Origin of the sequence: Thalassospira sp. NFXS8 (assembly GCF_040148805.1) — a bacterium.
In the GTDB taxonomy this organism is placed as follows: domain Bacteria; phylum Pseudomonadota; class Alphaproteobacteria; order Rhodospirillales; family Thalassospiraceae; genus Thalassospira.
On sequence record NZ_JAGEMF010000003.1, the window covers coordinates 71,229 to 98,204 of the forward strand.

At 53.2% G+C, this 26,976-nt stretch carries 26 protein-coding genes; 17 read left to right on the forward strand and 9 right to left on the reverse strand.

All coding sequences use genetic code 11. The annotated features are described in order from the left end of the window. Positions 1 to 393: 393 nt before the first annotated feature. The gene (locus tag J4E05_RS16725) at positions 394 to 912 is read right to left on the reverse strand and encodes a hypothetical protein (RefSeq protein WP_349597793.1); all 519 of its coding nucleotides are present in this window, start codon (positions 910 to 912) and stop codon (positions 394 to 396) included. Between the two features lie 368 nt (positions 913 to 1,280). Between J4E05_RS16725 and J4E05_RS16730 the strand changes: the two genes are divergently transcribed. The 3 genes from J4E05_RS16730 to J4E05_RS16740 all read left to right on the forward strand — a co-directional run bounded on the left by J4E05_RS16730 (position 1,281) and on the right by J4E05_RS16740 (position 1,949). Then, positions 1,281 to 1,433, forward strand: a complete 153-nt coding sequence (locus J4E05_RS16730; protein ID WP_349598852.1) for a prepilin peptidase — start codon at positions 1,281 to 1,283, stop codon at positions 1,431 to 1,433. Positions 1,434 to 1,550: 117 nt separating this feature from the next. Continuing rightward, complete coding sequence (locus J4E05_RS16735; RefSeq protein WP_349597794.1) at positions 1,551 to 1,691, forward strand: hypothetical protein; 141 nt, start codon at positions 1,551 to 1,553, stop codon at positions 1,689 to 1,691. A gap of 48 nt (positions 1,692 to 1,739) precedes the next feature. After that, on the forward strand, positions 1,740 to 1,949 hold the full coding sequence (locus J4E05_RS16740; RefSeq protein ID WP_349597797.1) for a hypothetical protein: 210 nt from the start codon (positions 1,740 to 1,742) through the stop codon (positions 1,947 to 1,949). Positions 1,950 to 3,052: 1,103 nt separating this feature from the next. On the opposite strand, the gene J4E05_RS16745 is transcribed toward J4E05_RS16740, so the two are convergent. Then, on the reverse strand, positions 3,053 to 3,934 hold the full coding sequence (locus tag J4E05_RS16745) for a sugar phosphate isomerase/epimerase family protein (RefSeq protein ID WP_349597800.1): 882 nt from the start codon (positions 3,932 to 3,934) through the stop codon (positions 3,053 to 3,055). A 383-nt stretch (positions 3,935 to 4,317) separates the two neighbouring features. Here J4E05_RS16745 and J4E05_RS16750 point away from each other — a divergent pair, with 383 nt between their 5' ends. Continuing rightward, positions 4,318 to 5,910, forward strand: coding sequence for a GMC family oxidoreductase (locus J4E05_RS16750; RefSeq protein ID WP_349597803.1), 1,593 nt, complete (start codon positions 4,318 to 4,320; stop codon positions 5,908 to 5,910). 55 nt (positions 5,911 to 5,965) lie between these two features. Here J4E05_RS16750 and J4E05_RS16755 read toward each other — a convergent pair whose 3' ends face one another. From J4E05_RS16755 to J4E05_RS16775, 5 genes are all read right to left on the reverse strand, one after another. Continuing rightward, complete coding sequence (locus J4E05_RS16755) at positions 5,966 to 6,352, reverse strand: VOC family protein (protein ID WP_349597806.1); 387 nt, start codon at positions 6,350 to 6,352, stop codon at positions 5,966 to 5,968. After that, positions 6,352 to 7,371 (reverse strand): glycoside hydrolase family 3 N-terminal domain-containing protein, encoded by a 1,020-nt coding sequence (locus J4E05_RS16760; RefSeq protein WP_349597808.1) that lies wholly within the window; start codon positions 7,369 to 7,371, stop codon positions 6,352 to 6,354. Before J4E05_RS16760 ends, J4E05_RS16755 begins: the two co-directional genes overlap by 1 nt. 12 nt (positions 7,372 to 7,383) lie before the next feature. Beyond that, positions 7,384 to 8,745: an aspartate ammonia-lyase gene (locus tag J4E05_RS16765; protein WP_349597811.1), complete on the reverse strand. Its 1,362-nt coding sequence runs from the start codon at positions 8,743 to 8,745 to the stop codon at positions 7,384 to 7,386. A 67-nt stretch (positions 8,746 to 8,812) separates the two neighbouring features. Then, positions 8,813 to 9,508, reverse strand: a complete 696-nt coding sequence (locus J4E05_RS16770) for a hypothetical protein (protein ID WP_349597814.1) — start codon at positions 9,506 to 9,508, stop codon at positions 8,813 to 8,815. A gap of 127 nt (positions 9,509 to 9,635) precedes the next feature. After that, the gene (locus tag J4E05_RS16775) at positions 9,636 to 10,469 is read right to left on the reverse strand and encodes a helix-turn-helix domain-containing protein (protein WP_085590184.1); all 834 of its coding nucleotides are present in this window, start codon (positions 10,467 to 10,469) and stop codon (positions 9,636 to 9,638) included. Positions 10,470 to 10,633: 164 nt separating this feature from the next. Between J4E05_RS16775 and J4E05_RS16780 the strand changes: the two genes are divergently transcribed. The 8 genes from J4E05_RS16780 (at position 10,634) to J4E05_RS16815 (ending at position 20,255) form a co-directional block, all read left to right on the forward strand. After that, positions 10,634 to 12,436: a thiamine pyrophosphate-binding protein gene (locus J4E05_RS16780; RefSeq protein ID WP_349597818.1), complete on the forward strand. Its 1,803-nt coding sequence runs from the start codon at positions 10,634 to 10,636 to the stop codon at positions 12,434 to 12,436. 136 nt (positions 12,437 to 12,572) lie between these two features. Beyond that, entirely contained in the window at positions 12,573 to 13,880 is a 1,308-nt protein-coding gene (gene hisD / locus J4E05_RS16785) for a histidinol dehydrogenase (RefSeq protein ID WP_349597821.1), read from the forward strand. Between the two features lie 85 nt (positions 13,881 to 13,965). Then, positions 13,966 to 15,219, forward strand: coding sequence for an ABC transporter substrate-binding protein (locus tag J4E05_RS16790; RefSeq protein ID WP_349597824.1), 1,254 nt, complete (start codon positions 13,966 to 13,968; stop codon positions 15,217 to 15,219). A 90-nt stretch (positions 15,220 to 15,309) separates the two neighbouring features. Continuing rightward, positions 15,310 to 16,206, forward strand: coding sequence for a carbohydrate ABC transporter permease (locus tag J4E05_RS16795; protein WP_085590192.1), 897 nt, complete (start codon positions 15,310 to 15,312; stop codon positions 16,204 to 16,206). Next, the gene (locus tag J4E05_RS16800; RefSeq protein ID WP_101267120.1) at positions 16,196 to 17,074 is read left to right on the forward strand and encodes a carbohydrate ABC transporter permease; all 879 of its coding nucleotides are present in this window, start codon (positions 16,196 to 16,198) and stop codon (positions 17,072 to 17,074) included. Before J4E05_RS16795 ends, J4E05_RS16800 begins: the two co-directional genes overlap by 11 nt. A 7-nt stretch (positions 17,075 to 17,081) precedes the next feature. Further along, a complete protein-coding gene (locus J4E05_RS16805) occupies positions 17,082 to 18,179 on the forward strand; it encodes an ABC transporter ATP-binding protein (protein WP_349597828.1) in 1,098 nt (365 codons plus the stop codon). 11 nt (positions 18,180 to 18,190) lie between these two features. Further along, complete coding sequence (locus J4E05_RS16810) at positions 18,191 to 19,705, forward strand: GMC oxidoreductase (protein ID WP_349597831.1); 1,515 nt, start codon at positions 18,191 to 18,193, stop codon at positions 19,703 to 19,705. A gap of 415 nt (positions 19,706 to 20,120) precedes the next feature. Further along, entirely contained in the window at positions 20,121 to 20,255 is a 135-nt protein-coding gene (locus J4E05_RS16815; protein ID WP_349597834.1) for a hypothetical protein, read from the forward strand. A gap of 140 nt (positions 20,256 to 20,395) precedes the next feature. On the opposite strand, the gene J4E05_RS16820 is transcribed toward J4E05_RS16815, so the two are convergent. Continuing rightward, a complete protein-coding gene (locus tag J4E05_RS16820; RefSeq protein ID WP_503012352.1) occupies positions 20,396 to 20,593 on the reverse strand; it encodes a hypothetical protein in 198 nt (65 codons plus the stop codon). Between the two features lie 347 nt (positions 20,594 to 20,940). Between J4E05_RS16820 and nikA the strand changes: the two genes are divergently transcribed. From nikA to nikE, 5 genes are read left to right on the forward strand one after another with little or no spacing between them, the layout of a single operon-like run. Continuing rightward, on the forward strand, positions 20,941 to 22,527 hold the full coding sequence (nikA, locus tag J4E05_RS16825) for a nickel ABC transporter substrate-binding protein (protein WP_349597836.1): 1,587 nt from the start codon (positions 20,941 to 20,943) through the stop codon (positions 22,525 to 22,527). Next, positions 22,524 to 23,474 (forward strand): nickel ABC transporter permease subunit NikB, encoded by a 951-nt coding sequence (nikB, locus tag J4E05_RS16830; RefSeq protein WP_349597838.1) that lies wholly within the window; start codon positions 22,524 to 22,526, stop codon positions 23,472 to 23,474. Before nikA ends, nikB begins: the two co-directional genes overlap by 4 nt. Then, a complete protein-coding gene (nikC, locus tag J4E05_RS16835; protein WP_349597841.1) occupies positions 23,471 to 24,349 on the forward strand; it encodes a nickel ABC transporter permease subunit NikC in 879 nt (292 codons plus the stop codon). Before nikB ends, nikC begins: the two co-directional genes overlap by 4 nt. Further along, complete coding sequence (locus J4E05_RS16840) at positions 24,349 to 25,134, forward strand: nickel import ATP-binding protein NikD (RefSeq protein ID WP_349597844.1); 786 nt, start codon at positions 24,349 to 24,351, stop codon at positions 25,132 to 25,134. The genes nikC and J4E05_RS16840 overlap by 1 nt, the downstream gene beginning before the upstream one ends. Beyond that, complete coding sequence (nikE, locus tag J4E05_RS16845; RefSeq protein ID WP_503012353.1) at positions 25,134 to 25,976, forward strand: nickel import ATP-binding protein NikE; 843 nt, start codon at positions 25,134 to 25,136, stop codon at positions 25,974 to 25,976. The genes J4E05_RS16840 and nikE overlap by 1 nt, the downstream gene beginning before the upstream one ends. 73 nt (positions 25,977 to 26,049) lie before the next feature. Here nikE and J4E05_RS16850 read toward each other — a convergent pair whose 3' ends face one another. Continuing rightward, a complete protein-coding gene (locus tag J4E05_RS16850) occupies positions 26,050 to 26,940 on the reverse strand; it encodes a helix-turn-helix domain-containing protein (RefSeq protein WP_349597847.1) in 891 nt (296 codons plus the stop codon). Between the last annotated feature and the right edge of the window lie 36 nt (positions 26,941 to 26,976).

Genomic DNA, 26,976 nt, shown 5'->3' on the forward strand with positions numbered 1-26,976 from the left:
TTTGCAGCGATACAACGGCGTTGATAATAAAGGTTGATGAGCGAAATAAAAATATGCTGCTTAAGTTATGCGATCCATTGAGTAGAGAGAAAAATTATTATGAGCATGTGGTTGCGAGAATAAGGATTGTTCATGATAGTCTTAATTCGTTGCGAGCGTCTAAGAGACTGAGTTGTTCGTTAACTTGGGTACCTGCGGATATCCACCACCTTTTGACAACCATGAAAAGGCCAGATGAAACACCAGTCAGCCCGTGCCAAGTTAAATTTTCTCAAGAAAATCTAATCTGTAGATGTTTACTCAGTCACTTTTCCTCTTAGACACCAAGTATCAGAGTCACAATTTGTCACCCACATTTTCATAGAAACATCAGCAATTTCAGCCATAGCAATCTTACCCCTGAAGAACGATCTCATACACAAAAGGTACTTCGTCAGAGTCTTGAAAGTGGCCAGTTTCTGGGATCAGGTACCTGCCCCCCCAATGCCCAGGTAGGCTCAAGAGACATATTAGCTGCTCAACTGATCCATAACTAAACTTAACGTGGTCGCTTCTATTCCATTCAGAAGCAAAAAAAAGTGTGATCTTATCGACATACGCCGAAGCTAACTGAGACATTTCATCCAGAAAATCAAAAAACTTAGGTCTTGTTCGCTGTGTCTCATACGTCGTGAGTTCATTATGTATGCCGAAAGCCAAGACACCACAGGCCGTGTCGTTTGTTCCTAAAAGAGCTACTTCTTGCCATCTTAATATCTCTTTAGTCACTGTTAGCCCTTGCAGCACGTCCTCTTCAGCATATTGAGTACCCTTCTTTAAATTGTAGCCATACTTTCTTGCAACTGAAGACAGTTTATCAATTAGATCACCTGTATTGGCCGCCCCAATTCCAAGCCCTATTGTAGTACTCATAATTTATTTTCCTGATCTTTTTCGTATGCCATTAGTACCGATACCATTTTGCGCTTTATAAAGCTCCCAGAAACCCATGTGCAACACGCAGAGCGACCGCGTCGACGGTTGCATCGGCCTGTGCTGCAAGTTGCAGGTTTCTGCTGTCGGCCAGATCGGTGCGGACAAGTTTTCAGAAATGCCCGGCGATAATACCTATCAGAACAAGGCCGAACATAACGGTTAGCAAAGCGTAGCCCCGCTCAGAGCCGTTTTTGCGACAAGAGTGAGGAAAAGGATCCTCGAGTGTTGTGCCGTTCGGCGCTATGTCGGATATGCTAACTTTCACGAGACCATGTTCGTTAAGGAAAACGTTGCCGATGAGCCATATGCTTGCCAGTTTCCTGATTATTATAGGGCCTTTTGTTGGAAGTTTCATTGCCGTTTTAACAGTTCGCTGGCCGCGAGGGGAACGTTTTGTTCTAGGTCGTTCTCACTGTGATGATTGCGGCCAGTTCTGCAATATTCTGCAATATATCTAATCGCCTTAGTTAAGCATACTGACGGGCTGTTGAACGGGATGCCGAGGATGCTTTGGGACGTGTGACGGGCCGGTCGTGCTAGGCAGCGGTATAGAGGGTATCAGGCTAGATCTGGCGATGACCTATGACATGGTCGGGAATTTGAAGGCACGTGAAGACAGCGTTCAAAAGCGGCATGAAAGCTTCAGCTATGATGCGCTGAACCGTCTGAGCAATACGACGCTGACGGATACGGAATATAATCAGGAAATTTCGTAGACCAGCTATCAGTACGATCATCTGGGCGACATCACCTGCAAGTCTGATGTGACGGGAGGTGGTGCGATTACCTATGGTGCGGGCGGACGCCCGCATACGGTTGCAACAGCGCGAGGCGGGCAGAGCTTCAGTTATCATGATAACGGCAATGTGCTGTTTGACGGGGGGCGCAACTATCCCGTGTATGTCGGCCAGATCGGATCGGTAGGGGATTTACCGAATTCGCAGATCGAACTGATGCCAAGGCAATTGGCATAGGCCCCGTCGACCAAGTGCTCGATCACCGCCCAAAGAGACCTTTGCTGCCGGAAGAACCAGCTTGCCGTTGCGGGCAAGATTGCGCCAGCATGAAAGATCGTCCAGACGCAACCCGTATTGCTGTGCCACCTGATTTAGCGTCGCTTTCGGTTCAAACGTTACCGATCATCTGACTAATGGCGCTGCTCTTTGCCATCAATTGTCGAAGATACATTTGTGAGAACCCCCGTTGACATGTTCATGAGATACTCTTTGCTGACTATTCGTCCGCAGGATCCATTTTTGAACTGATGGCTTTCTTTGGTTACGAGCCTTTTCACAACTTGAAGGCTTCGGCTGTGAATAAATCGCTCCACTGGAGCGATTTTGAACCGAAGGTCAAGCTCGGCGAAGCCGGGCGTAGATTGCGCAACTATCATCATCTACATCACGATCAAGCATTCGGTTCGCTATGGCGAGCTTTGTCTTTATTTCGATGTTTGCTTTAAATAGGTTCGCAGATACATGGGTAACATTACATGGCCGAGTAATAATCTAGTCTGCCGTCAACCATGATATTGATTGCAAAGAGACTTTTGGAACGAAAGTGATGATCAGCAGCACAATGTTGTTTGTTTGCCTGAACTCTACATGTTTGCGGGGAGCCAAAGGACTACTTCGGGAAAGGTAAGTAGCAGCCCAAGCATCACGAAAGCTGTAACGAGGCAGAGCATCAAACCGTTGAAGATTTCTTTCTGCACCTTCTACCACGAAACAGAGATACCAAACCAGATTGGATCATAGCGCGGAATATCGAGCACCGCTAGTAGCGGCCGGATAATGATACGCAGACTGCGACAGCAGCCAGCGTGCTTTAGGGCAGCAGCGGCAATGATGCTTTCCATATCGGCTCGAAGGTGATTGCCGTCTTGCAATCTCCGATTGGGAGCCGGGGCAACACACTGCATTGCGAAGCAAATCATTCCCGCGCCAAGCGAAAAATTGCCGATTAGCGTTGATCTGGTCCCGGTGAAGGCGCTGCTCGCCTCGCGGTTGAAGCTTATTTTGGAAAAGAAATAAGATTAAATGCGAAAACACCGGTCATAATGCTGTTTTCCCGTTAATCAGCGAATATGTTCAACCATCAAATCATACAGATCCCGTGCGATGACAAGGCTGTCCTGCTGGTGCTGACGCAGGCAAAAAAGCTCGGCACTCCACCAGCCCTGATAGCCGGTTGCCTTGACCGCATCGGTCCAGTGTTTAAGGTTAATCACGCCCTTGCCAATTGGCACATCACGCAAGACAGGTTCGATCGGGATGCCACCCGGATAGGGGTTTGAATCACAAAAATGCACCCCGTAAATCAGTGATTTATCAATTTTGGCAACCATATCGGGTGTGTCACCGGAAACATGGCAATGCCAGTAATCAATCACGATACGCACATTTTCGCGCGCTGCACGGTCAATAATTTCCAATTGATCGGCAAGGCGATTAACCGGCGACCAGCCCAGGGCTTCCAGATACAGAACCAGCCCATAGGGGGCAGCAAGGTCTGCCAGTTTTTGCAAACTGGACGCACAAAGCGTGATTTGGTCTTTGTGATCCAGCTTTAAAAACGCATGATCCCGGCGCAGGGCGGGCTCACTTTGGCAATCCAGAACTTGCCGCACATCAAGCGGGCCGGTCAAAACTTGCACGCCCTTGGCACCGGCCATTGCCGCCATTTTAAAGAGCTTTTCTGCATCCGCAAACAAGCTGGCAGCCTTGGCATCATTGCGTTCAATATCGGGCAAATAGCCCAGGCCGGGGCAATCAAGGCCATCCAGATAGGAACGTAAATCTTCCTGCGTCAGGCCGGCGGCAAAAAACGCATCAAGTTTTGTTGCTGAAAGTTCCAGCCCGTCAAACCCGATCTGGCGTGCAATGACAGTATCCATAACAAAGGTCGCAAACCGGGCGACGGTGGGATGAAGGATCAGTTTCTGCACGTTTGCGGACATGATTAATATTCCCTTTGATGCAAGTGGCCAGCACGAACCAGCCGTTAAATCTGCAGCGATTTTTCGGTGAAACAGGCCGACAGGCAATTGCGCAACCGGTTTTTATAAAGCGCAAACTGACGCAACTGCGCAAAATGCCCGTTTTAAGGCCCGATCCCGATGGCACATCGTTGAGGCAAATAAGCGTTCCTTATTGACGGGTATAAAATTGTCGCAACTTGTGCGTCATTTTGCGTCGATGCATGTTGTCCTGCGAAATTGAATGCATCGAGCACCCTGATATTTTCGGTCAATACCTGCGGCGGAATGGGTGCGCCTTGTTGCATCTTTTGCGCCTGATTACGCCTTGCAGGTCGGAACAATCAGGGGAACGGCAAATGCAAATGGCGGATTACATTATTGTTGGTGGCGGTTCGACGGGGTGTGTGATTGCATCGCGCCTGTCAGAAAACCCCGATTGCAGCGTTGTCCTGCTTGAAGAAGGCCCGCGTGATTATAATCCCTATATCCATATTCCCGGTGCCTATTACAAAACCGCGCAGGGCCGCCTGTTAAAACGCTATAACTGGCAACCAACCGCCGATCAGACCCGCGACGATAACCCGACAATGGTGCAGGCCAGTGTGCTGGGGGGTGGCAGTTCGGTAAATGCCATGATCTATATTCGCGGCAATCCCGCCGATTATGACGGTTGGGCACAGGCCGGTGCAGAAGGTTGGGGGTATGATGAAGTTTTGCCCTATTTCAAAAAGGCCGAAAACAATAACCGCTTTTGCAATGATGCCCACGGCACGGATGGGCCACTTGGTGTTTCCGATATAGACCATATCCACCCCTTAACCCGTGCCTGGCTTTTGGCATGCCAGCAAAAGGGCATGCCGTTTAACCCTGATTTCAATTCAGGCGATCCGGCGGGTTGCGGGCTTTATCAAATCACCGCGCGCAATGGCCGGCGCAGCAGTGCGGCAACAGCCTATTTAAAACCGGCACGAAACCGCAAAAACCTGACGGTTCAAACGGGTGCTCGCGTTTGTAAAATCATTTGCGAAAATGGCCGTGCCACGGGTGTTGAATATGTCATGAATGGCAAAACCTGCGTCATGCGCGCCCGGCGCGAAGTGATTATTTCCGCCGGTGCCATTGCCAGCCCGAAACTTTTGATGACATCGGGTATTGGTGCGGCCGGTGCCCTTGAAAAACACGGCATCAAGGTTGTGGCCGATATCCCCGGGGTTGGGCAGAACCTGCAGGACCATATTGAAATGTCGCTGATCTATCAGCTTAACGGGCCGCATAGTTACGACAAATACAAAAAGCTGCACTGGAAGGCGCTGGCGGGTTTAAATTATCTGCTATTCAAAGGCGGGCCTGCATCCTCGAACCTGATAGAAGGGGGCGGTTTCTGGTGGGCAAATCGGGACGAGGCCATGCCCGACATGCAATATTTTATGGTTGTTGGCGCCGGCATTGAAGAAGGTGTCGAGGCTGTACCGGGTGGCAATGGCTGTACCATCAATCTGGGCCAGATCCGCCCGCGATCGCGTGGCGAGGTGACATTGCAATCGGCCGATCCGCAAACGCCACCACGCATTTCGCCCAATTATTTGGCCGATCCCTATGATCTGGAAACGCTGACGGACGGGGGGCTGTTTGCCATTGAAATTATGGAGCAACCCGCCATTCGCAAATATCTGCAACAGCGCCATGTGCCAGACATGAAAATTCGCACACGGGCTGATTTCAGAACATTTTGCCAAAATACGGCCCATGCTGCCTTGCACCCAGCTGGTACCTGCAAAATGGGGCAGGACGACATGGCCGTGGTCACACCAGACCTGAAAGTACGTGGGATTGACGGGTTACGGGTTGCCGATGCCTCGATCATGCCGAACCTGATTTCGGGGAACCCAAATGCGGTTTGCATCATGATCGGCGAGAAGGCTTCTGATCTGATTTTGGGTGAAAAAGCCATCTAATAGTAAAGGCACTGCGTCACCATGCGTTAGCATCTGGTGACGCAGTGCCCCGAAATCAGATCAATATTTCAACCAGGATATTCCCCGGTGCGGTAAATGCCGCCTCGTAATAGCCATCGCCCGTATGGCGTGCTCCCTTAACATCAAACCCGGCGCGGGCGAGTTTGCCTGCCTTGTCGTTAACCGCCAATTCACTACCCAGCGATATGGCAATATGCGACCAGCCTTCAAATTCATAGTCTTGAATCCGGTTAACCCACGGCCCGGTCATCAGTTCGATCCGGGTGCCTTTTTCCAGACTGACAAAGATGGATTGATAACCGGGGCGGTTTTGGCTGCTATAAACTGCTGATATTTGCGCCCCGAAATATTGCTGCCAAAATGCAGCCGATGCCTTCAAATCCCGCGTCCATAACGCGACATGTTCAATATAGGCCATCATCAACCCGCCAGCTGCGAAGCAGCCTGACCGGCCAGTTTGCGCACGCGATTTGCGGCATCTGCCAACCGCTGTGCTGGCAGGTCACCATTTTCGACAGCCTGGCAGATACGGGTATTTAATGCGGGCAGATCATTGGCGGCTGATAATAACAATAAATCAGACCCGGCCTTTAAGGCCGCAATGGCCGCACCGGGCACATCAAAACGATCCCGCAGGGTAGCTGGCGCATCAAGATCGTCGCTAACGACAAGCCCGGCGAAACCCAGTTTTTTCAGCGCCGATATTGTCGGTTCCGATAAGGAAGATGGCATATCAGCATCCATCGCCGGGACAAGGGCAGGGCCAGTCATAATAGCACGCGGGCCCGCCGAAATGACCCCGGCAAAAACCGATATCGCCCGGTCAATATCATCCTTGCTGGCGGTAACGGTGGCGATATCCGTTGCCGGGTCACCATCAATATCGGGGTGGCCGGGAAAATGCTTTGCCACGGTGATAACCCCTGCCGCTTCAACCCCCTTGATAAAGGCACTGGCGATGCGGGTGGTATTTGCCGGGTCGTCAGCCAGTGTGCGGCCCTGAAGCCATGGGTTATTGCCGGTTATCACATCAACGACTGGCGATAGAAACATGGTCACGCCCAATGCACGGGCGGCCTTTGCCATTGCAAGTGAGGATACGTAAATTTCGTCATCGCTCATGGCCAGAAGTGCGTCACGGCCCGGTATTTGCGGCACCATACCATGCAAGCGTAAAATTCCGGCCGGTTCCTGATCAAGGGCAATGATCGCACCGCCCGCCTTTTTATGGATCAGCGATGCAAAGGCAGCAAAATCCGCCGTTGTTTCGGACTGACAGCGCCTTTCCGACATTTTGCGGGCAACATATTCAGCACGGTTTTCCCCCAAAAGCAGGGTTTTGCCGCCTTCGGAAAAATACTGTTCCAGGGCCGGTGTCAGTTCCAGATTATCGATCGCCGGCAATAAAACGGCATTGGCATCCAGGACAAGCTGGCTCATAGGGTCCTCGTTTCAGGATTTGGGTTTGCGGGCAAGATATGGCCCTAACAGGGCGGAAAGGGGCTTATCAGGGCTTATGGACTGCGCCAGTGCATGGGCGTCATCCGCCCCGATAAAGGGAACCAGCCCGTTTTCAATGGTGTCGGGATGTTCCAGCATGCCGCGCGACCGGCCAAGGTTAACAACAAGCCCGTCAATGCATTGCTTTGCCAGTGTTTTCATCGCCTTTGTCAGCATGCCCGTCGCGCCGAGCAGCGAATGGGCCAGCATTGGTTCAAACGGGTTGCGCTGCAATTGCCCGGCTTCGGCGGCCAGGCTGATAGCAACGTCGCTACCGATAATCTGAAAGGCAACCTGGTTAACCATTTCGGGGATCACCGGGTTTATTTTACCGGGAATTTGCGGTGAACCTGCCTGCACCGGCGGAAGCGACAATTCACCAATACCCCCATTCGGTCCGCTGGCAAGCAGGCGCAAATCATTGCAAATTTTCGATAATGTAATCGCCTGGCGCTTTAACCCCGCTGAAAGCCCAACAAGGTCGGACATATTCCATGCCGCCGCCACCAGATCATGCGCTGGCATCAGTGACAGGCTGGTAAGAGTTTCAAGTTCTTTGATCACAGCGTGGGTAAATGCCGGTTGATCGCTCAGCGATGACCCGGCAATGGTGCCGCCAAGATTGATCTGCGAAAGCCCGGCGCGCATCGCCAGCGTGTTTTCAAGGTCATGTAACAGGACATGCGAAAAGGCGGCAAATTCCTCGCCTATTTTCATGGGCACGGCATCCATCAAATGGGTACGTGCCAGTTTCAAATCATCCTTGAAAGCCCGGCCTTTGGCGGCAAAACTTTCGGCAAGGCCGGAAACGGCATTTTCCAGTTCGGCCAGTTCAAATAACAGGGCAATGCGCAAGGCCGTACTATGCACATCAGTTGTTGATTGCGACAGATTAACATCATCAACCGGGTGTAAATGTTCATAATTGCCACAGGCATAACCCAGCAATTCCAGCCCGCGATTGGCGATGATTTCGTTTAAATTCATATGGCTGGAGGTGCCGCCCCCGCCCTGAAACACATCGACAATCAAATGCCGGGCATGCTGGCCTGCCAAAAGTTCGTCGCACACCCGGCCAATAACATCGGCCTTTTCATCGGCCAGCAGTCCCAACCGGTTATTGGCAATGGCAGCGGCCTTTTTAACCAGGGCAAAGGCCTTAACCAGCGGGCGCAGACTTGCCAGCGTTGTGCCCGAAACATTGAAATTTTCCGATGCGCGCAGGCTGTGAATACCATAAAGCGCATCTCGCGGAATTTTGCGGCTGCCCAGTGCATCGGTTTCCAGGCGCACCCAGCTTCGATCTGGCTCCATCACCGTTTTCCTGCATTTGCTATCGGCAGGCCCAAACTGACTCTGCCGGAATGATCACAACGGTAAATCAGCCTCTGGGATGCAGTTCAATTGCCAGCCAGACAGAGTCGGTATCGGCGTAATAACGATGCCAGGGATAGGTCCATTCATTTTCACCCGTAACCCGGCAAAACGGATCATGTGAATAGCCCGCGGGCATTAAAACATCTTCGTAAAGTGTGCTTCCATCGCGGGTGGCAAATTTCTGCATACGGCCAAGGCCATGAATTTGCGTATGAACTTCCAAAAACGGATGTTCATTATGAATGAAGCAATCCGTATCACCCGGCGACCACCACAGATTAAGTTTCAGGTCAAATTCCTGCGGGGCTGTTGAATCGCGCCGCTCATTGGTAAACACAAACGGGTCGGTAACGACGCTGCCGATATGGTCCTGCGGGGAAATATAAAGCGGTGTATCGCGCGGAAAACTGCGAATACGGTTTCCCAGCCAGTCCCAGTCACGCAGGCCAACACCGCCCAGATTGGTGCGTTTGACAACCTTGATCACGGCCGCACGTTCACCAGACTTGATCACGCCCCCCTTAAGCCAGGTCGATTTCCATGCCGGGACAATTGCCGGGTGGTCCGTGCCCGTAATCATCGGGGCAGGTGACAGGTTGATAACAACCCCATCCTTAACATGATAATCACAAGGATTATCAATAAGCTGTGCCGTGATGAATTCGTCGTGAAAGGCGAGGTTGCGAACTTCATTCGTCATGATTCAATGCCTGTCGGTTTCCGTTAAGTTGCCGATAGCAAACCATCTTATTTCGACGCAGGCCAGTTCGCGATAAAAGCAATTATGACGCACTTTGAAGCAGAAATTGGCACTGATTGCGCAAAAACTAGCTGGGTTTGATCATGTCGGGCGCTTCGCCCAGATATTCACGTGCTTCGCGCGGAATCGAATTGTCGTTCATATCAAGGGTGGTTGTGCTTTGCAGTTCTTCACGGCTGAGAAGGCCGGGGCGCCGGTAATGCAAAACGGCCCGGGTTGAAAAAGGCTGGCGGAACATGGTTGCAGCCACGCCACTGACAATGCCAAACATGAAACGTTTGGCGCTGCGCTGCACGCTGGAAAAAATACCAAAGGTAAATTCGTTCCGTTGCACCGATTCAAAATCGATGCAGAAAACCCGATCTTCTACCGGGAAGGTAAAGCCATGATATTTAAAGATATATTCGGTTTTCTTCGGGTTGTCATAACTGGGAAATCGTTCGACATAATAGTGATTGAGGAAATCGCCATTCTGAAAAATGCAGAAGGCAGAACGCAAAATCTTGCGCGAATAGATTGACGAATACTGGTAGCGGTCATAACAGCCGACATATTCGCCCATATCCACCTTGCTTGAGACTGCGACCGTATCAAGGAAGCTGAGCACCTGTGGCGCGCGGCGCAAATTATCCAGCACATCGAAGAAATTGCCATCAACCAACGCCCTGAAATGTTCGGGTTCGGAAAACAGAACTTCCGGGCTCAGACCAAAAAAATTGGCGATGATGCGAATATTCCCCGATGACGGCAGATGTTTGCCCGACAGATATTTGTTGAATTGCTGCCGGTTGATGCCGACCTTGCGGCATATGTGCGAGATGGAGCCCTGACGGTCACATAACAGGCGAAGATTGGCCGAAAATGCCGCCAGGCGAGCCGTTGTTTCATGTTGCGGTAGCAAATCTTTGGCCTCTCACTACTTCGCACATTGTGCGTCAATTTGCGTCATCAATCTATCATATGCGAAATTGCCCGGACCCTGTCAAGTCTGCAAGATTTTGATCAGCAACAACGCAGATACGCCACTTGCTCAAAGGGCGTAACACAAGCAGGGAAGCAAAGATTATGAAACTTACGGGCGGTCAAGTCGTTGCCAAGGCGCTCAAGGAATATGGCGTAGAATATGTAGCCGGCGTTCCGGGGCATGGCATCTGGTCACTTTTTGATGCCTTCATGCAGGAAGGTTCGGAAATTCCGTTCATCCAGGTCATGCATGAACAAAGTGCCGTACACATGGCCGATGGGTATTACCGCGCATGTGGCAAGCCGATGGCATGTTCAACCTCGGTCGGGCCGGGTGCAACCAATACCATCATTGGTCTGGCAACGGCCTATTGTGATTCAACGTCGGTTTTTTATGTGTCTGGTTCGCCGCAAACCTACATGCATGGCCACGGCACGATGCAGGAACTCGAACGCCAGCAGGACAATGCCTTTCCCCGTATTACTGAACAGGTAACCAAACGCGCCTGGCAGGCAAAATCGGTCGAAGTATTGCCAACCATCATGCATCGCGCCTTTAACGAGATGATGACGGGTCGTCCCGGCCCGGTCCATGTTGAAGTACCGATGGATGTGCAGGTTGAAGCAGCCGATGTCACGATCCACCCGTTGCAAAGCCGCCTTCCCATCGGTATTGCCCACCCGGACCCGGCCGCGATTGAAGCCGCCGTCAAACTGCTGCAATCGGCCAAACGGCCGGTGATTGTTGCTGGCGGAGGGGCCATTACCGCCAACGCATTCAGGGCCTTGACGGAACTGGCCGAACGCCTTGGCGCTGCTGTTTCCATCACCTGGAACGGCAAGGGTGCCATTTCCGAAGACCACGAACTGTTTATTGGCGCTGTTGGCCAGACCGGCACCACATGTGGCAACAAAATCACGTCTTCCGCCGATGTTGTGTTGTCTGTTGGTTGCCGCTTTACCGACTGGTCGGCATCGTCCTATGCGCAGGGGGTCAGCTTTTCGATCCCGCCGGGAAAACTGGTCCATATTGACCTTGATCCCCGCGAAATTGGCAAAACCTATCCGACCGAAGTTGGCGTGGTCGCCGATGCCAAAATCGCCCTTGAGGCAATGCTGGCCCTGGTCCCCGCAGATAATGCAGCACAGGCCCGCATTGAAAACGAAGCCTTCCTTGCCGATGTCAAACAGGCAAAGGCGGACTGGGAAGCACAGGTGTCCCCGCGTGAAAACAGCCGCGAAACCCCGTTTACATCGCAGCGCCCGCTTCGCGCCCTGCGCAATGTACTGGACCGGAACGGCATTGTTGTTGTTGGCTCGGGCAATACGCAGGGGTCGGTCAAACAAAGCTTCCCGGTTTACGAACCGCGTACCCATATTACATCGGGGTCATTTTCGCCGATGGGCTGGGCAGTGCCCGCCGCCATGGGCGCCAAACTGGCCTGCCCGGACCAGCAGGTAGTGGCCATTGTCGGCGATGGTGATTTCATGATGTCGCTGCCTGAAATGGGAACGGCCGTCATGAACGGGATCAATGTTGTATTCCTTGTTCTGAACAACCAGGGCTACATGTCGATCCGGGGTGGACAGCGCAAATTCATGGGCCGCCATATTGCATCGGAATTCAACCATCATGCCGGCAATGGTGCGCCATATTCGGCCGATCTGACCGCAACGGCACGCGCCTTTGGCCTGCAGGCCTGGAAGGTTGAAAAGGATGAAGACCTTGAAAGCAGCCTGAAAGCCGCACTTGATTGTAATGGTCCGGCGTTGGTGGAAGTCATCGTCTCGCGCGATGCGGCAGGACCGTTTGCAACGGGCTGGTGGGATTTCCCGTCGCCAGCTTATTACGAAAAAGAACAGGCCGCTTATAGCGAGATGCGCAAAAAAGAACAGCATCTGTAATCGCCCGTCGGGCAGGGAAGGGTCGCGATAAAGCCCTTCTCACCTGACGCACGGCGACGACTAAACCATCATCTCCAAACCATAAATTTGCACAGCGGGTGAATGCGATGCGTCACCCGAAAGGGTAGATATTTGCATGATCAGGCATTTTAAAACCGTACGCCTTCAAAGCAGCGACCACACAGATCCCGCCGTAACCAAGGCCGTTGAAAAGCTTTTGGCCGAAGTGGCCGGGGGCGGTGACCACGCGGTTCGGGAACTAAGCATCCGTTTTGACGGGCTTGATCGCGACTGTTACCGGCTTAGCGATGCCGAAATTTCCGCCTGTGTTAACGGGCTGAGCAAACAGGAACGCCACGACCTGGATTTCGCCCAGGAACAGGTTGGCAATTTTGCCCGTTTGCAGCGCGAAACCATGACCGACCTTGAAGTTGAAACGCTTCCCGGTGTGGTTTTGGGACATAAGAATGTGCCAATTGAAAATGTTGGCTGTTATGTCCCGGGCGGGAAATATCCGTTGCTGGCATCCGCCCATATGACAGTGCTGACCGCAAAGGTCGCAGGCTGCAAACGCGTTATTACATGTGCGCCGCCCTTCAAGGGTGAAATCGCCCAGAAAATCGTCGCAGCCCAGCATTTGGCCGGTGCTGACGAAATTTATTGTCTGGGCGGTGTGCAGGCCATTGCGGCCATGGGTTATGGCACTGAAACCATCAAACCGGTTGATATGCTGGCAGGCCCCGGCAATGCCTATGTGGCCGAAGCCAAACGCCTTTTGTTTGGCAAAGTCGGCATCGATCTGTTTGCCGGGCCGACCGAAACCCTGGTTATTGCTGATGAAACCGTTGATGGCGAAATTTGTGCAACCGATTTGTTGGGGCAGGCCGAACACGGCACCAATTCACCGGCAGTCATGATCACCAATTCCGAAAAACTGGCCCGCGACACCCTTGAGCAGATTGATCGCCTGTTGCAAATCCTGCCGACTGCGGAAATCGCTGCAAAGGCCTGGCAGGATTACGGCGAAATCATCGTTTGCGATACCCTTGAAGAAATGGTGCAGGAAGGCGACCGTGTTGCATCCGAGCATGTGCAGGTCATGACCCGCGACCCTGACTATTTCCTGGAAAACATGACCAATTACGGCGCGCTGTTTTTGGGGGAACGCACCAATGTTGCCTTTGGTGACAAGGTCATTGGCACCAACCACACCTTGCCCACCCTTAAGGCCGCACGTTACACCGGCGGGCTTTGGGTTGGAAAATTCCTTAAGACCTGCACCTATCAGCGCATTCTGACCGATGAGGCATCGGCCAAAATCGGGGCTTACGGGTCACGTCTTTGCCACATGGAAGGCTTCATCGGCCATGCCGAACAAGCCAACATCCGTGTTCGCCGTTTTGGGGGCCGCAATATCGGGTATGGCGCGGCTGTAGACGGCTAACGTCACGTTATCCGGACCGAGACGAGCACAAAGCCGCCGGTCCGGGATTTTTTCACGCTCAATCTTTCAAATCAGGGAGTTTCTGATGAACAAATTAAAATCCGCCTTCGTGGCGGGCCTGCTGGTTGCGGCCTCGTCACTGCCATCCCATGCCGAAACCAAGATCGAAGTTCTGCATCATTGGGTATCGGAAAGTGAAGTCGCGGCCCTGAATGTTATTCGCAATGCACTGGCCGAAAAAGGATATGGCTGGCAGGACAGTGCGGTTGGAGGCATGTCGGGCGCCAATGCCCAGCAGGCCCTGCGCACGCGCCTTGCCGCTGGCAACCCGCCTGCAGCGATGCAGTTTCTGGGCTATGAAGGGCTGGACTGGGCCAGCGAAGGCGTTTTGCGCAATATGAACGACATGGCAACCGCCAATGGCTGGCAAAAGGCCATTGCGCCGCAGGTTTTACCATTTGTTGAATCAAATGACGGCTTTTTTGCCGTTCCCATCAACATGCATCGTCAGAACTGGGTTTGGGCCAACAAAAAGGTTTTCGACAAGGTCGGTATTGAACAGCCGCAATCCTGGGAAGAGCTGATTGCAGATGGCAAGAAACTGAAAGATGCCGGCATCATCCCGCTGGCGATTGGCGATGAACCCTGGCAGATCCAGGTGGTGTTTGATTCCCTTGTTGCCGATATCGGCGGACCGGAATTTTATAAAAAAGCGATGGTCGATCTGGATGACGAGGTCCTTTCCAGTGACACGATGAAACATATCTTTGACACGCTTCGCGAAGTACGCGGTCTTGTTGACGATGGTTTCAATGGCCGGGACTGGGCCGTTGCAACAGGTATGGTCATTAACGGTCAGGCTGCCATGCAGGTGATGGGGGATTGGGCCAAGGGTGAATTTCTGGCAAAGGGCCTGCAACCCGATACCGATTTCCTGTGTTTTGCCACGCCCAGCAAAACCCCGTCCTTCCTGTTTCTGATCGACAGTTTTGGCATGTTTTACATCAATGATGAAAACGTGACCAAAGGCCAGGACGCCCTGGCACAGGTGATCATGGACCCGAAAGTCCAGCGCGATTTCAACAAGATCAAAGGCTCGATCCCCGCACGTAGCGACGTTTCGGTCGATGATTTTGATGCCTGTGCCCAGAAAGGTTTCAAGGAACGGACCGAAGCCATCAATGACGGCGCCATGCTGGGTGCTGCAACACATGGCTTTGCCAGCCAGCCGCAATTCGCCGCTGTCTTTGGCGATGTTGCTGCCCGGTTCTTCGTTACGGAAATGTCCTCGGACGAAGCTGTGGAAATGCTTGTCGATGGCATCGACAACGCCCGCTAAGCACGCCTAACAGCCGGGCCTGTGCACCGTTTTACAGGCCCGGCACCCCGTATCCCCCCACGATTTCCACGATTTCCCGGCGAGGAATACATGTTTCGAAACACACATCTTACGGACCGGTTGGCGAAATGGTTACCCCGCCTGGTTTTGACACCCAGTATGGTGATGGTTCTGGTTGGCGTTTATCTGTTCATGGTCTGGACAGGCTGGATATCGCTTTCATCATCGCGCATGGTGCCCCATTACGACTTTGTCGGTCTTGAACAATATATCCGCCTGTGGTCCACACCGCGCTGGCACACGGCTGTCATCAACCTGTTCCTGTTCAGTTTTCTGTTTCTTGCCATTACGGTAGGAACAGGCCTGATCATCGCCATTCTGCTGGATCAGAATATCCGGGCCGAAGGCGCGTTGCGTGCGGTGTATCTGTATCCCATGTCGCTTTCCTTCATTGTGACGGGAACGGCCTGGAAATGGATTTTGAACCCCGATCTTGGCATTGAAAAAGTGGTGCGCAGCCTGGGCTGGGAAAGCTTTGTCTTTGACTGGATCACGCGGCCCAATTTTGCCATTTACACCATCGTCATTGCCGCTGTCTGGCAGTCATCGGGTTTTGCCATGGCGATTTTCCTTGCCGGTTTGCGCGGCATTGATAATTCCGTGATCAAGGCCGCCCAGATCGAGGGCGCATCCCTGCCCAAAATTTACCGCAGCATCATTATCCCCATGCTGCGCCCGGCATTTCTGTCGGTCATCGTGTTGCTTAGCTATATCGCGATCAAAAACTTTGACCTGGTCCTGGCCATGACCAATGGCGGACCGGGCAGCGCTACCGAAGTACCCTCCACCTTCATGTTTTCCGCGACATTCCGCCGCAACCAGATGGGGGTAGGGGCCGCAAGCGCAATCATGATGCTGATGACCGTGGCTGCCATCATCATTCCCTATCTTTATTCCGAATTGAAGGAGAGCCGCCATGCCGACTAAAACCGGCTCTGCCCGCAAGTCCGTCATCATCGGTAAATTCATCATTTATGGCAGCCTGATCGCCATTGCCAGCGTCTATCTGATGCCCCTTTGGGTCATGGTGACAACGTCGTTAAAATCGCTTGACGAGATCTATTCAGGGTCATTTATCGGCCTTCCGCAGGCCATCACCTTTGATGCCTGGGCTAAGGCATGGGGCGAGGCCTGCATTGGCACGGCCTGCACCGGGCTTAAACCCTATTTCATCAATTCGCTGATGATGGTGGTGCCCGCGGTTGCCCTTTCAACCGGCCTTGGCGCGATCAACGGGTATGTTCTGACAAAGTGGCGTTTTCCCTATCACAATGTCGTATTTGGCCTGCTGTTATTTGGGTGTTTTCTGCCCTATCAGGCGGTATTGCTGCCCATGGCGCAAATTTTGGGAATACTGAAACTTTCAGGCAGCATTTCCGGGCTGGTACTGGTGCATACGGTTTATGGCGTGTGCTTCACAACGCTGTTTTTCCGCAATTATTTCATCACCATCCCCGATGAACTGACAAAAGCCGCCCAAATCGACGGCGCGGGTTTCTTTCGCATTTTCTTTTCGATCATGCTGCCTGCTGCGCTTCCTATTCTGGTGGTGTCATGCATCTGGCAATTCACCCAGATCTGGAATGATTTCCTGTTCGGGGTGTCCTTTACCGCGGGTGAAAATACGCCAATTACGGTTGCGCTTAACAACATCGTCAACGTGACGATGGGCCGCAAACAATACAATGTCGATATGGCGGCTGCCATGATCGCCGCTCTTCCCACACTTTTTGTCTATATCGTTGCTGGCCGCTTTTTCGTTCGCGGGCTTACAGCAGGCGCAGTGAAAGGCTGATTGAAAAATGGCTACTCTGGAAATTGATCGCGTACGAAAAAGCTATGGCAATCTCGAGGTCCTCAAGGAAGTCAGCATCTCGATCGAGGCAGGCGATTTTCTGGTTCTTCTGGGGCCGTCGGGTTGTGGCAAGTCAACGCTGCTAAGCCTGATTGCCGGGCTGGAAGAAATTACCGACGGTGAAATCCGCATTGGCGGGCAGGGGGTCAATGATTTGATGCCCAAGGACCGCGACATCGCCATGGTGTTTCAATCCTATGCCTTGTATCCGACGATGACGGTGCGCGAAAACATCGAATTTGGCATGAAAATTCGCAAAACTGCCAAGGCTGACCGGGAAAAGGCCACACAGGCCGCCGTCGAACTGTTGCAGATCGACCATTTGCTGGATCGCAAACCATCGCAGCTTTCCGGCGGGCAGCGCCAGCGTGTGGCAATGGGTCGGGCGCTGGTGCGCAATCCCAAGCTGTTTTTGTTTGACGAACCGTTATCCAACCTAGATGCCAAATTGCGTGTCGATATGCGCACCGAAATCAAACGGTTACATCAACGGCTTGGCACGACCATCGTCTATGTCACCCACGACCAGATCGAGGCGATGACCCTGGCAACCCGTGTGGCGGTGATGAAAGACGGCATCGTTCAGCAGCTTGATGACCCGCAAACCGTTTATGAACGCCCGGCGAATGTATATGTGGCGAAATTCGTTGGCTCGCCTGCCATGAACATCGTGCCAGGCACCATGACCGCGGGCAGCGACACCCCCGTTATCCGTGTGCGCCAAACCAATGGCGAAGACGCCCTGATGACAAATATTCCCCTTAGCGACGCGGCAAAGGCGAAATATGCCGGCAAGGATGTATTGGTTGGACTTCGCCCGGAAGGTTTTTCAGTAAATACAAATGCCGATGCAAATGCCAATGTCACCATCGAGGTGGTTGAACCAACCGGACCCGATGCCCTGGCGATGTTTGCCCTTGGCGGTGCCGATGTTACCGCGCGCGTCCCGCCACAAACCCTGAAAAGCGGGCAGGTGGTATCATTGGGCATTGATGCAGCAAAAATCGTGCTGTTTGATCCCCAAACCGAACAACGCATCGATTAAGGCGACCCGGCATGACCCTTTCTTGCGACATCATCATTATCGGTTCCGGGATTGGCGGGGCGACGCTGGCGTCGTCCCTGGCCCCCACTGGTGCCAAAATCCTGATCCTGGAGCGTGGCCCCCATTTACAACACACACCGGAAGCCCGCGATGATGTCGCCATTTTTCAGAAGGGTTTTTATCAATCCGATGAAGAATGGCTGGCAACCGATGGCGAACGGTTTTTGCCGGGGAACTATTACTATGTCGGGGGGAATTCCAAATTCTATGGCGCGGTGATGTATCGTTACCGTGAACAGGATTTTACCCCCCGGCCACATCCCGAAGGGCAATCGCCGGGCTGGCCCATCAGTTATGGTGATCTTGCCCCGTGGTATGATGCGGCCGAAAATCTGTTTCAGGTGCATGGTGCCCTGGGACAGGACCCGACCGACCCGCCGCGCGTCCATAATTTTCCCTTTCCCGCCGTACCCGATGAACCGGCGATGGCGCGCGTTCGTCAGCGCTTGCAAAAAGCGGGGGTTACGCCGGCCAGCCTGCCACTTGCCATCGACATCAAAACCTGGCTTGCCGAGGGTAAAACCGGCTGGGATGCCTTCCCCAATACCGGAAAAGGCAAGATTGATGCGCAATCAGGGCCGCTGGATCAGGCCTTAAAACATGCGAATGTTGAACTTTGGCCAAATGCCCGGGTAACGCGTATTGAAACTGATAACAGCGGCCAAACCGCCACGTCGGTTATGGTCACCCATGACGGGCGCGACGAACGCATTTTTGCAAAGCATATTGTTGTTGCCGCAGGTGCCGTGCAATCGGCTGCATTATTACTGCGCTCGGCAAACAATGCGCATCCGGCTGGTTTGGCAAACAAGTCAGATCAAGTCGGGCGCAATTTCATGAACCACAATACCAGTGCCATGATCACGATGAACCCGTTTTTGAAAAACGATTGCATTTATCAAAAAACACTGTGTTTCAATGATTTCTATAATAACAGCCCGACAGGAACAGGGCCGCTGGGCAATGTGCAGTGCCTGGGGCGTATTACCGGCAACATTCTGAAGGCACAGGTGCCAATGTTACCGGCCTTTGTGGCAAAGGCAATTGCCGGGCGTGCCTTTGGCTGGTTCCTGACCAGCGAAGACCTGCCCAACCCGCAAAGCCGTGTCATGATCCGGGGCAATGACATTGTTGTCGATTGGCAGCGATCCAACATGCAAGCGCATCACCAACTGATTGCCCAGACAAAAAAGGTGATGAAACGTGCAGGTTTTCCGATTGTTGCCATTCGCACCTTTGGCCGCAAAACAACATCGCATCAATGTGGTACGGCACGACTGGGGATTGATCCGCACACTTCGGTCGTCAATCCCGATTGCCAGTCCCACGACATTGCCAATCTGTGGGTCACGGATGCGTCCGTTCTGCCAACATCCGCTGCAGTAAACCCGGCGCTGACAATTGCCGCACTAGCCCTGAAAGCGGGTAAAGCCATTTCACAGAAAATATCGGCCAACAATCCCTGATCACTGGTATTGCCCGTCTGCCTGCCCATACGCCTCTCCCAACAGGACAGGAGCGGGCGGGCGATGCGCCGTCTCTAACCTCTCCCTCACCTGGCCAACACCGGGTGACCTTGCCAGTCCGCTGCCCTTAATCATCCCACCCGGTTATTGGCGCGGACTGGTCTTCTTTGCGCAGCGAAAGATCTTTAAAGCACTTTAAAATAGTTCGATCATGGTATTGGCTGCGGTTCGTTCGTCCGCATCTTCCTGATTCATCATTTCATGATGGCTGTCATGCGGTCCCTGCCTGATATAGCGCCCGCATATCTATCTTCAACAATTTTCGACCGACGGCACTGGGCGAAAATATCGGCTCCACACCCGGGTCATTGGTAATCGCCAGGATCTTTTTTTCCTGTTCCAGCGCAGATAGCGAATGCTGGATCTCTTCAAGCTACTGGCGGATGATATCCTGAAATTGGAAATTATCCATGGTGTTGAAAATGGCGGTTTCGATGCTGTTTCCATCATCATGCGACAGGCTCACCAGATCGCCGACATAATCGTTTAATGCTTAACAGCCATTTTCCAGGTGCTGCATTGCCTGGGCGATCTTTTCGATATCCTGGATTGTATCGAACTTTATCAAGCATCCTTGATTGACTGCCCAGGGAAACCGGCATGTAGTCGCTGACCGTCATGCCATGAACCCTACGGCGTCTTGATGGTGTTGCTTGAGACATCAATTGCCCCAACTATAACCTTATTGCCACGAATAAGCTCGCTCAGATCAATGGCAACGCGCGAGTTGTGACATTCGAGTGAAAAGAAATCGACACTGGATGCCTGAAGTTTGGGGGGAATTTCCTCATACTGGCGCCATTTGGGGCCGAGTGTTGCACCATTCACATTGGCCGACGTTCCTAAGATTTTTGGCTTGCCGATACCAACGATTTCGACGCCAGCCTAGTGATGCCGAGACGGTGTTCCCCAACAAATATTTAATATTTCTACAGCCTTTACCTGGCTTGAGACAGTTTGGTTTTATCCGCCTCTGTCGTTCAAAGAACCTCCTTGGCGGACATACCTCTCTTAAATTGCATGATTGAGGTGTCGTACCCAGAGATCGCCAGCATACAACAAAGACGATAGGCGCTTGCCTATGCCAACCGGCTTTTGATCCGTTGCTTGACTTTTTTGCAAGCGCGATAGTATGAAGTTTTTGAAAAAAATCATACGGTCGGAAAGGGTAAGTTATGTGGCATCGTTTGGTTGGGAGGTTTTCCTTCCTTTTTTTATTGCTGGCTGCCCCACTGGTCGGCGCGATGCCGGTTCATGCCGCGCTGGTTTTGAATTTTTCCTGGCCGTTAAATGTTGGTCCGCTTAATCCGCATCTTTATTCACCCAATCAGATGTTCGCCCAGAACATGGTTTATGAACCGTTGGTGAAATACCATGCCGACGGCACGGTGGGTCCGTGGCTGGCGGAAAGCTGGCAGGTATCAAAGGATGGCCGTACCTATCATTTCAAGCTGCGCAAGGATGTGACCTTCTCGAACGGCGAGGCATTTGATGCCGATGCGGTGGTTGCCAATTTTAATGCCGTGCTGGCCAATCGTGCGCGCCATGCGTGGCTGGAACTGGCCAATCAGATTGTCGATGTGACCGCTGATGGCACATATGACGTTACCCTGACCTTAAAGGATGCTTATTACCCGGTCTTGCAGGAGCTTGCCCTGCCGCGGCCGTTTCGCTTTATTGCCCCGTCGCAATTCATCGATGGTGGCACGATGCACGGCATCAAGCAGCCGATTGGCACCGGCCCGTGGGTCTTGCAGGAAACCCGCCTGGGGGAAAAAGATGTTTTTGTCCGCAATGATCATTATTGGGGGCCAAAGCCATCTTATGGGCAAATAACGGTTAAGGTGATCCCCGATCCAAACAGCCGGGCAATTGCCTTTGAAACCGGCCAGGTTGACCTGATTTATGGCACCGATGGCCCGATTTCCCCCGATACCTTTGAACGGTTTCGCAAATCGGGGCGTTACCTTGCCGCATTATCCGCCCCGTTTGAAAGCCAGGTTTTGGCCCTGAATACCAATCGTGGCCCAACGCGCGATCTGGCCGTGCGCCTGGCGATCAATCATGCGGTGAACAAGGACCTGATCATCGACAAGGTCCTGTATGGCACGCAAAAACGTGCCGATACCCTGTTCGCCCCCAATGTGCCCTATGCCGATATCGGCCTGAAACCCTACATATTTGACCCCGATCAGGCATCTGCATTGCTTGAACAGGGTGGTTGGGTTTTGCCCAAGGATGGCAAGATCCGCATGAAGGACGGCAAGCCGTTGCAGATTGATCTTTCCTTTGTCGGGACCGATGCGGTTGCCAAATCCATTTCCGAAATCATCCAGGCGGATTTGCGCAAGGTCGGTATTGATGTGGCCCTGATTGGCGAGGAAGAAAGCAGTGTTTATGCCCGCCAGCGTGATGGCCGGTTTGGCATGATCTTTAATCGCACATGGGGCGCACCCTATGACCCGCATGCTTTTGTCAGTTCGATGCGTGTGCCCTCTCATGCCGATTATCAGGCCCAGCTTGGCCTGCCGGACAAGGCAGAGATCGATGCCAAAATCTCGCAAACTCTGGTCGAGACGGATGAGGAAAAACGCCGTGCGCTTTATCGCGATATTTTAACGCGTCTGCACAAGGAAGCGGTTTATTTGCCGCTGACCAATGTAACGGCAATTGCCGTTGCCAAACCCGAACTGGGCAACATCCCGTTTGGGGCGATGGCAAGCGAAATTCCCTTTGAAAAACTGGTTCCCGTCGCGCCATGACCATGCTTCGTTTTACCGTCCGGCGGTTGCTGTTTTTGATACCGATGCTGTTTGTCGCCTCGGTCGCCATTTTCCTGATGCTGCGTTTGGGGCCGAGCGACCCGGCGATGGATTATTTGCGTTTGTCGCGCGTCCCGCCAACGCCGCAGGCACTTGAAAATGCCCGGCAGATGCTTGGCCTCGACCTGCCGATTACGGTTCAGTATTTTAACTGGCTGGGCGATGCCCTGCATCTTGATTTCGGTGTGTCCTATGCGCTGCAGCGCCCGGTTCTGCCCGATATCCTGTATTATTTGCCCGCAACGCTGCAGCTTGCCGGTGTTGCCCTGTTGCTTACATTGGGGGTTTCGATCCCGCTGGGGATGTGGGCGGCCCGCCACCGGGATGGTCTGCCCGATCAGTTTGTGCGGCTGGTGGCGTTTTTGGGTGTGTCGATGCCCAATTTCTGGCTTGGTTTCCTGCTGGTGTGGCTGTTATCGATCGAACTGGGCTGGTTGCCACCGATGGGGCGTGGCAGTTGGAGCCAGCTGATCATGCCCGCCCTTGCCATTGCCTTTATGTCACTGTCGATTAATGCCCGGCTGTTGCGCGCCAGTATGCTGGAAGTCACCGGGCAACGGCATGTATATTATGCCCGTTTGCGCGGCCTTGAGGCGGGCAGGGTGGAACGGTCGCATATTTTGCGTAATGCCCTTTTGCCGATTGTCACCGCAACCGGCATGCATATTGGCGAATTGATTGGCGGCACCCTGATCATTGAAAGCATTTTTGGCTGGCCCGGTATTGGCCGCTATGCGGTTTCGGCGATTTTTAATCGCGATTATCCGGTGATCCAGTGTTTTACCCTGATGATGGTTCTGGTGTTCGTACTGTGCAATCTGATCGTTGATATTGTCTATGCGTGGCTTGATCCGCGAATCCGCCTGGGTGTGGAGGAAAAGGCATGATCGGCGCGCTGCAACAACGCAAAATGCCCCTGGCGGCAACCTTTGCCTTTTTAGGGGGTTCTGGCTGGCTGGTCAGGGTTTCGGCTGTTTTGGTGATGGTCCTGGTGGTGCTGGCAGTCTTTAGCCCGTGGATCATGCCGTTTGACCCCAACGAGGTTGACCTTGCCGGCCGCCTTCTGGCCCCGGATGCCGCGCATTGGCTGGGCACGGATCATCTTGGTCGCGATATTTTATCACGCCTGATGGCGGGGACGCGCGTGTCCCTGGGGTCGGTTGCGATCTCGCTTTTTGTCATCATGACATTGGGTATTCTGATTGGCGGGGCGGCAGGGTTCCTTGGCGGGCGTGCGGACCAGTTGATCATGCGCGTCACTGATATTTTCATGACCTTTCCAACCCTGGTGCTGGCCCTGTTCATGATCGGCATGCTTGGAACCGGGCTGGTGAACGTAATTGTCGCCATAGCCCTGTCGCACTGGGCCTGGTATGCGCGCATCGTGCGCAGCATCGTGATGTCGCTGCGCAATCGTGAATATATTCTGGCATCCCGGCTGGCGGGGGCGGGCCGGGTCAGGATTTTTGTTGAACATCTTTTGCCAGCAACCCTGTCGCAGCTTCTGGTGCTGGCAACGCTGGATATCGGGCATATCATGCTGCATGTCGCGGGGCTGTCATTTCTGGGGCTTGGGGTGATGCCACCAACGCCGGAATGGGGTGTAATGATCAATGATGCCCGTCAATTTATCTGGACCAATCCTTTATTGATGGTATGGCCGGGCCTGGCCCTGTTTCTAAGTGTTATGGCCTTTAACGTGATCGGTGATGCAGTGCGTGACCGGCTTGATCCCCACCTGCGCGAGGAGCATGTCCATTGATGTCGCCGACACTTCTGTCGATCTCTGATTTGACAGTCACCACACAAAAGCATGGCAAGACCTGCAAGCTGGTTGATGGCCTGTCGCTTGATATTATATCGGGTCGCGTTTTGGCCCTGGTCGGGGCCAGTGGCTCGGGTAAATCGCTTAGCTGTGCGGCGTGTCTGGATGTTTTGCCCGCCGGGGTGAAACGCCAGGCCGGGCAGGTGAAGCTGGATGGCACGGGCATTGATTTTGCTGCCCTGCGCGGGCGTATTGTCAGTTCGATCATGCAAAATCCGCGCAGTGCCTTTAACCCGGTCATGACGATGAAGGCCCATGCGCGCGAAACCTTAAAGGCACTTGGCCTGGCACGGGATAGTGGCAATGCGGGCATTGTTGCCGCCTTTCGCGATGTCGGGCTGGAAGAACCCGAGCGTATCCTCAACCTGCATCCGTTCGAGATGAGTGGCGGCATGTTGCAACGGGTGATGATCGCAATGGCGCTTTTGGGTGACCCGCCTTTCCTGTTTGCCGATGAACCAACGACCGATCTTGACCTTGTGGTGCAAAAACACATCCTGGATCTGCTGGAAAGTGTGGTGGCGCGCCGCGGGATGGGCATTTTGCTTGTCACCCATGACATGGGGGTGGTGGCGCGCCTGGCCGATGATGTGGCGGTGCTTGACACGGGAAAAATCGTTGAAAAGGGCCCGGTTCAACAGATTTTTGAACGGCCGTCTCATCGTGTAACGCGCAATCTGGTTGCGGCCCATTTATCCTTATACGGGCAGGAGGTTGCCTGATGTCCCTGTTATCGGCGCAAAATGTTTCTCATGGTTATCGCAGTTTTTCGTTGCTGGGTCCGTCGCGCTATCATCCGGTGTTAGAGGATGTTTCGATGGAAATTGGCCGGGGGGAAACACTTGCCCTGTTGGGGCGCAGCGGATGCGGCAAAAGCACGCTGGCACGGTTGTTAATCGGCCTTGAAACCCCGATGCACGGGCATATTCGGTTTGAAGGGATGCCCTTAAATAACCTGTCCCAAGCCGAAAGGCTTGCCCTGCGTTGTGGTGTGCAGATGGTGTTTCAGGATTCAATTTCGGCGGTTAATCCGCGCAAAACAGTGGGCGAGATCGTGGCCGAACCCCTGCGTCATTTAACCGATATGACCGTGGCACAGCAAAGCCAGCGGGTGGTTGAATTGCTGGAATCGGTTGAGTTATGTGCCGAAGATGCCGAAAAACGCCCGGCAACCATGAGCGGCGGGCAGTTGCAGCGCGTGTGCATTGCCCGGGCACTGGCCCCGAAACCGGCCCTTGTTATTCTGGACGAGGCGGTGTCGAACCTTGATCTTCTATTACAGATCCAAACCCTGGATCTGCTGCGCGGGCTACAGGAAAAATCCGGCCTGTCATTTTTGTTCATTACCCATGATTTGCGGCTGGTTGAACGGTTTTGTTCGCGCGTCATGGTGATGGACGGGGGCAGAATTGTCGAGGAAGCCGCGGTTCGCGGCGAGGTTCGTTTGAAACATCCTGCAAGCAAACAGTTACAGGATGCCATTCTTCCCGCCTGGCCCAGGGGCTGTGCCAAGCCTGATCAGCCGCGTGATGCTGTCAGGCAGCCCATGATTGCGAATGTGTGATTGCAAAGAAAATTCCGGTTGGCCGACGCGCCTGTTTCAGGAACAGGGAAGCAGGCCGCGACCGCCCTTTATTTTAAAGACTGCATCCCAGAATTTCACGTTCGATATAATCGGCCCCTTCTTCGCCCTTCAGGCTGCGCCGCCACAGGCGGTTGGTCATTTCGGTATAAAGCTCGATCGCTTCGGGTGCTGCGCTGACGGTGGCAACCCCCAGGCGGATATTGGCGAAGGTGCCCAAACGGAACGGGCTGACAACCACGCGGGTTTCCGTGCCCTGTTTAAAAAGCTGGAAGGTCGCCCCCGGCATTGAATCGACAATCACCCCGACCTGGGTGCCAATGGGCTGATCGCGCAACAGACGGACGATGTTTTTAATCTCGTTACGTGCAATTTCGCGGCGAAATTCCAGGTCGGCGCGGCTGGGTTCAAATGTGCCGACAAAGCCGGTGCGCAGGAATTGCGACAATTCGGCCGCGCAGACCAGGCTGACCGTATTGGGGGTGCGTTCGCGAAATGATTTTTTGCGCTGCTTAAGGATTTTCATCAGCGCATCGACATCGCGCAGGGCCGTTGCCCGGTCCGACGCGTCCTCGGGGATGCTTTCGGTCAGAATGGTGGGTAATATTTCGTCAAACCGGTCCGTGGTCAAAAGATAGGATACCGGGTCAAACAACATGCTGATCTGGTCGGCCTGTTCTTCAAGCTGACGCATTCTTTCGAAAAAACTGACGGCAGACCCAATATATTCCACCCCCACGCCCAACAGATTGGGCAGTGTGACATTCAGCCCGTCGGCAATTTTGCCCAGGGTGTCAAGTTTGGGGGGATGGCCGCTTTCATAACGGTAAATGGCAGCCCGTGAAACGCCGATTCGTTCGGCCAGTTCCTCGGGCGACATGCCTTTGCCCATGCGAAACGCCTTGATCCGCTGGCCGATATCCTCTCCCGCGATTTCTGCACTCATGTCATTGTGTCGCATGTTGTTTGCGTAAATTAGATA

What these genes read in the sequence shown, in the direction of transcription:
- J4E05_RS16725 (WP_349597793.1), bottom strand. Translation starts at nt 912, where the DNA reads ATGAGTACTACAATAGGGCTTGGAATTGGGGCGGCCAATACAGGTGAT.
- J4E05_RS16730 (WP_349598852.1), top strand. Translation starts at nt 1,281, where the DNA reads ATGCTTGCCAGTTTCCTGATTATTATAGGGCCTTTTGTTGGAAGTTTC.
- J4E05_RS16735 (WP_349597794.1), top strand. Translation starts at nt 1,551, where the DNA reads ATGACCTATGACATGGTCGGGAATTTGAAGGCACGTGAAGACAGCGTT.
- J4E05_RS16745 (WP_349597800.1), bottom strand. Translation starts at nt 3,934, where the DNA reads ATGTCCGCAAACGTGCAGAAACTGATCCTTCATCCCACCGTCGCCCGG.
- J4E05_RS16750 (WP_349597803.1), top strand. Translation starts at nt 4,318, where the DNA reads ATGGCGGATTACATTATTGTTGGTGGCGGTTCGACGGGGTGTGTGATT.
- J4E05_RS16755 (WP_349597806.1), bottom strand. Translation starts at nt 6,352, where the DNA reads ATGATGGCCTATATTGAACATGTCGCGTTATGGACGCGGGATTTGAAG.
- J4E05_RS16760 (WP_349597808.1), bottom strand. Translation starts at nt 7,371, where the DNA reads ATGAGCCAGCTTGTCCTGGATGCCAATGCCGTTTTATTGCCGGCGATC.
- J4E05_RS16765 (WP_349597811.1), bottom strand. Translation starts at nt 8,745, where the DNA reads ATGGAGCCAGATCGAAGCTGGGTGCGCCTGGAAACCGATGCACTGGGC.
- J4E05_RS16770 (WP_349597814.1), bottom strand. Translation starts at nt 9,508, where the DNA reads ATGACGAATGAAGTTCGCAACCTCGCCTTTCACGACGAATTCATCACG.
- J4E05_RS16780 (WP_349597818.1), top strand. Translation starts at nt 10,634, where the DNA reads ATGAAACTTACGGGCGGTCAAGTCGTTGCCAAGGCGCTCAAGGAATAT.
- hisD (WP_349597821.1), top strand. Translation starts at nt 12,573, where the DNA reads ATGATCAGGCATTTTAAAACCGTACGCCTTCAAAGCAGCGACCACACA.
- J4E05_RS16790 (WP_349597824.1), top strand. Translation starts at nt 13,966, where the DNA reads ATGAACAAATTAAAATCCGCCTTCGTGGCGGGCCTGCTGGTTGCGGCC.
- J4E05_RS16795 (WP_085590192.1), top strand. Translation starts at nt 15,310, where the DNA reads ATGTTTCGAAACACACATCTTACGGACCGGTTGGCGAAATGGTTACCC.
- J4E05_RS16800 (WP_101267120.1), top strand. Translation starts at nt 16,196, where the DNA reads ATGCCGACTAAAACCGGCTCTGCCCGCAAGTCCGTCATCATCGGTAAA.
- J4E05_RS16805 (WP_349597828.1), top strand. Translation starts at nt 17,082, where the DNA reads ATGGCTACTCTGGAAATTGATCGCGTACGAAAAAGCTATGGCAATCTC.
- J4E05_RS16810 (WP_349597831.1), top strand. Translation starts at nt 18,191, where the DNA reads ATGACCCTTTCTTGCGACATCATCATTATCGGTTCCGGGATTGGCGGG.
- J4E05_RS16815 (WP_349597834.1), top strand. Translation starts at nt 20,121, where the DNA reads ATGCTGGATCTCTTCAAGCTACTGGCGGATGATATCCTGAAATTGGAA.
- nikA (WP_349597836.1), top strand. Translation starts at nt 20,941, where the DNA reads ATGTGGCATCGTTTGGTTGGGAGGTTTTCCTTCCTTTTTTTATTGCTG.
- nikB (WP_349597838.1), top strand. Translation starts at nt 22,524, where the DNA reads ATGACCATGCTTCGTTTTACCGTCCGGCGGTTGCTGTTTTTGATACCG.
- nikC (WP_349597841.1), top strand. Translation starts at nt 23,471, where the DNA reads ATGATCGGCGCGCTGCAACAACGCAAAATGCCCCTGGCGGCAACCTTT.
- J4E05_RS16840 (WP_349597844.1), top strand. Translation starts at nt 24,349, where the DNA reads ATGTCGCCGACACTTCTGTCGATCTCTGATTTGACAGTCACCACACAA.
- nikE (WP_503012353.1), top strand. Translation starts at nt 25,134, where the DNA reads ATGTCCCTGTTATCGGCGCAAAATGTTTCTCATGGTTATCGCAGTTTT.
- J4E05_RS16850 (WP_349597847.1), bottom strand. Translation starts at nt 26,940, where the DNA reads ATGAGTGCAGAAATCGCGGGAGAGGATATCGGCCAGCGGATCAAGGCG.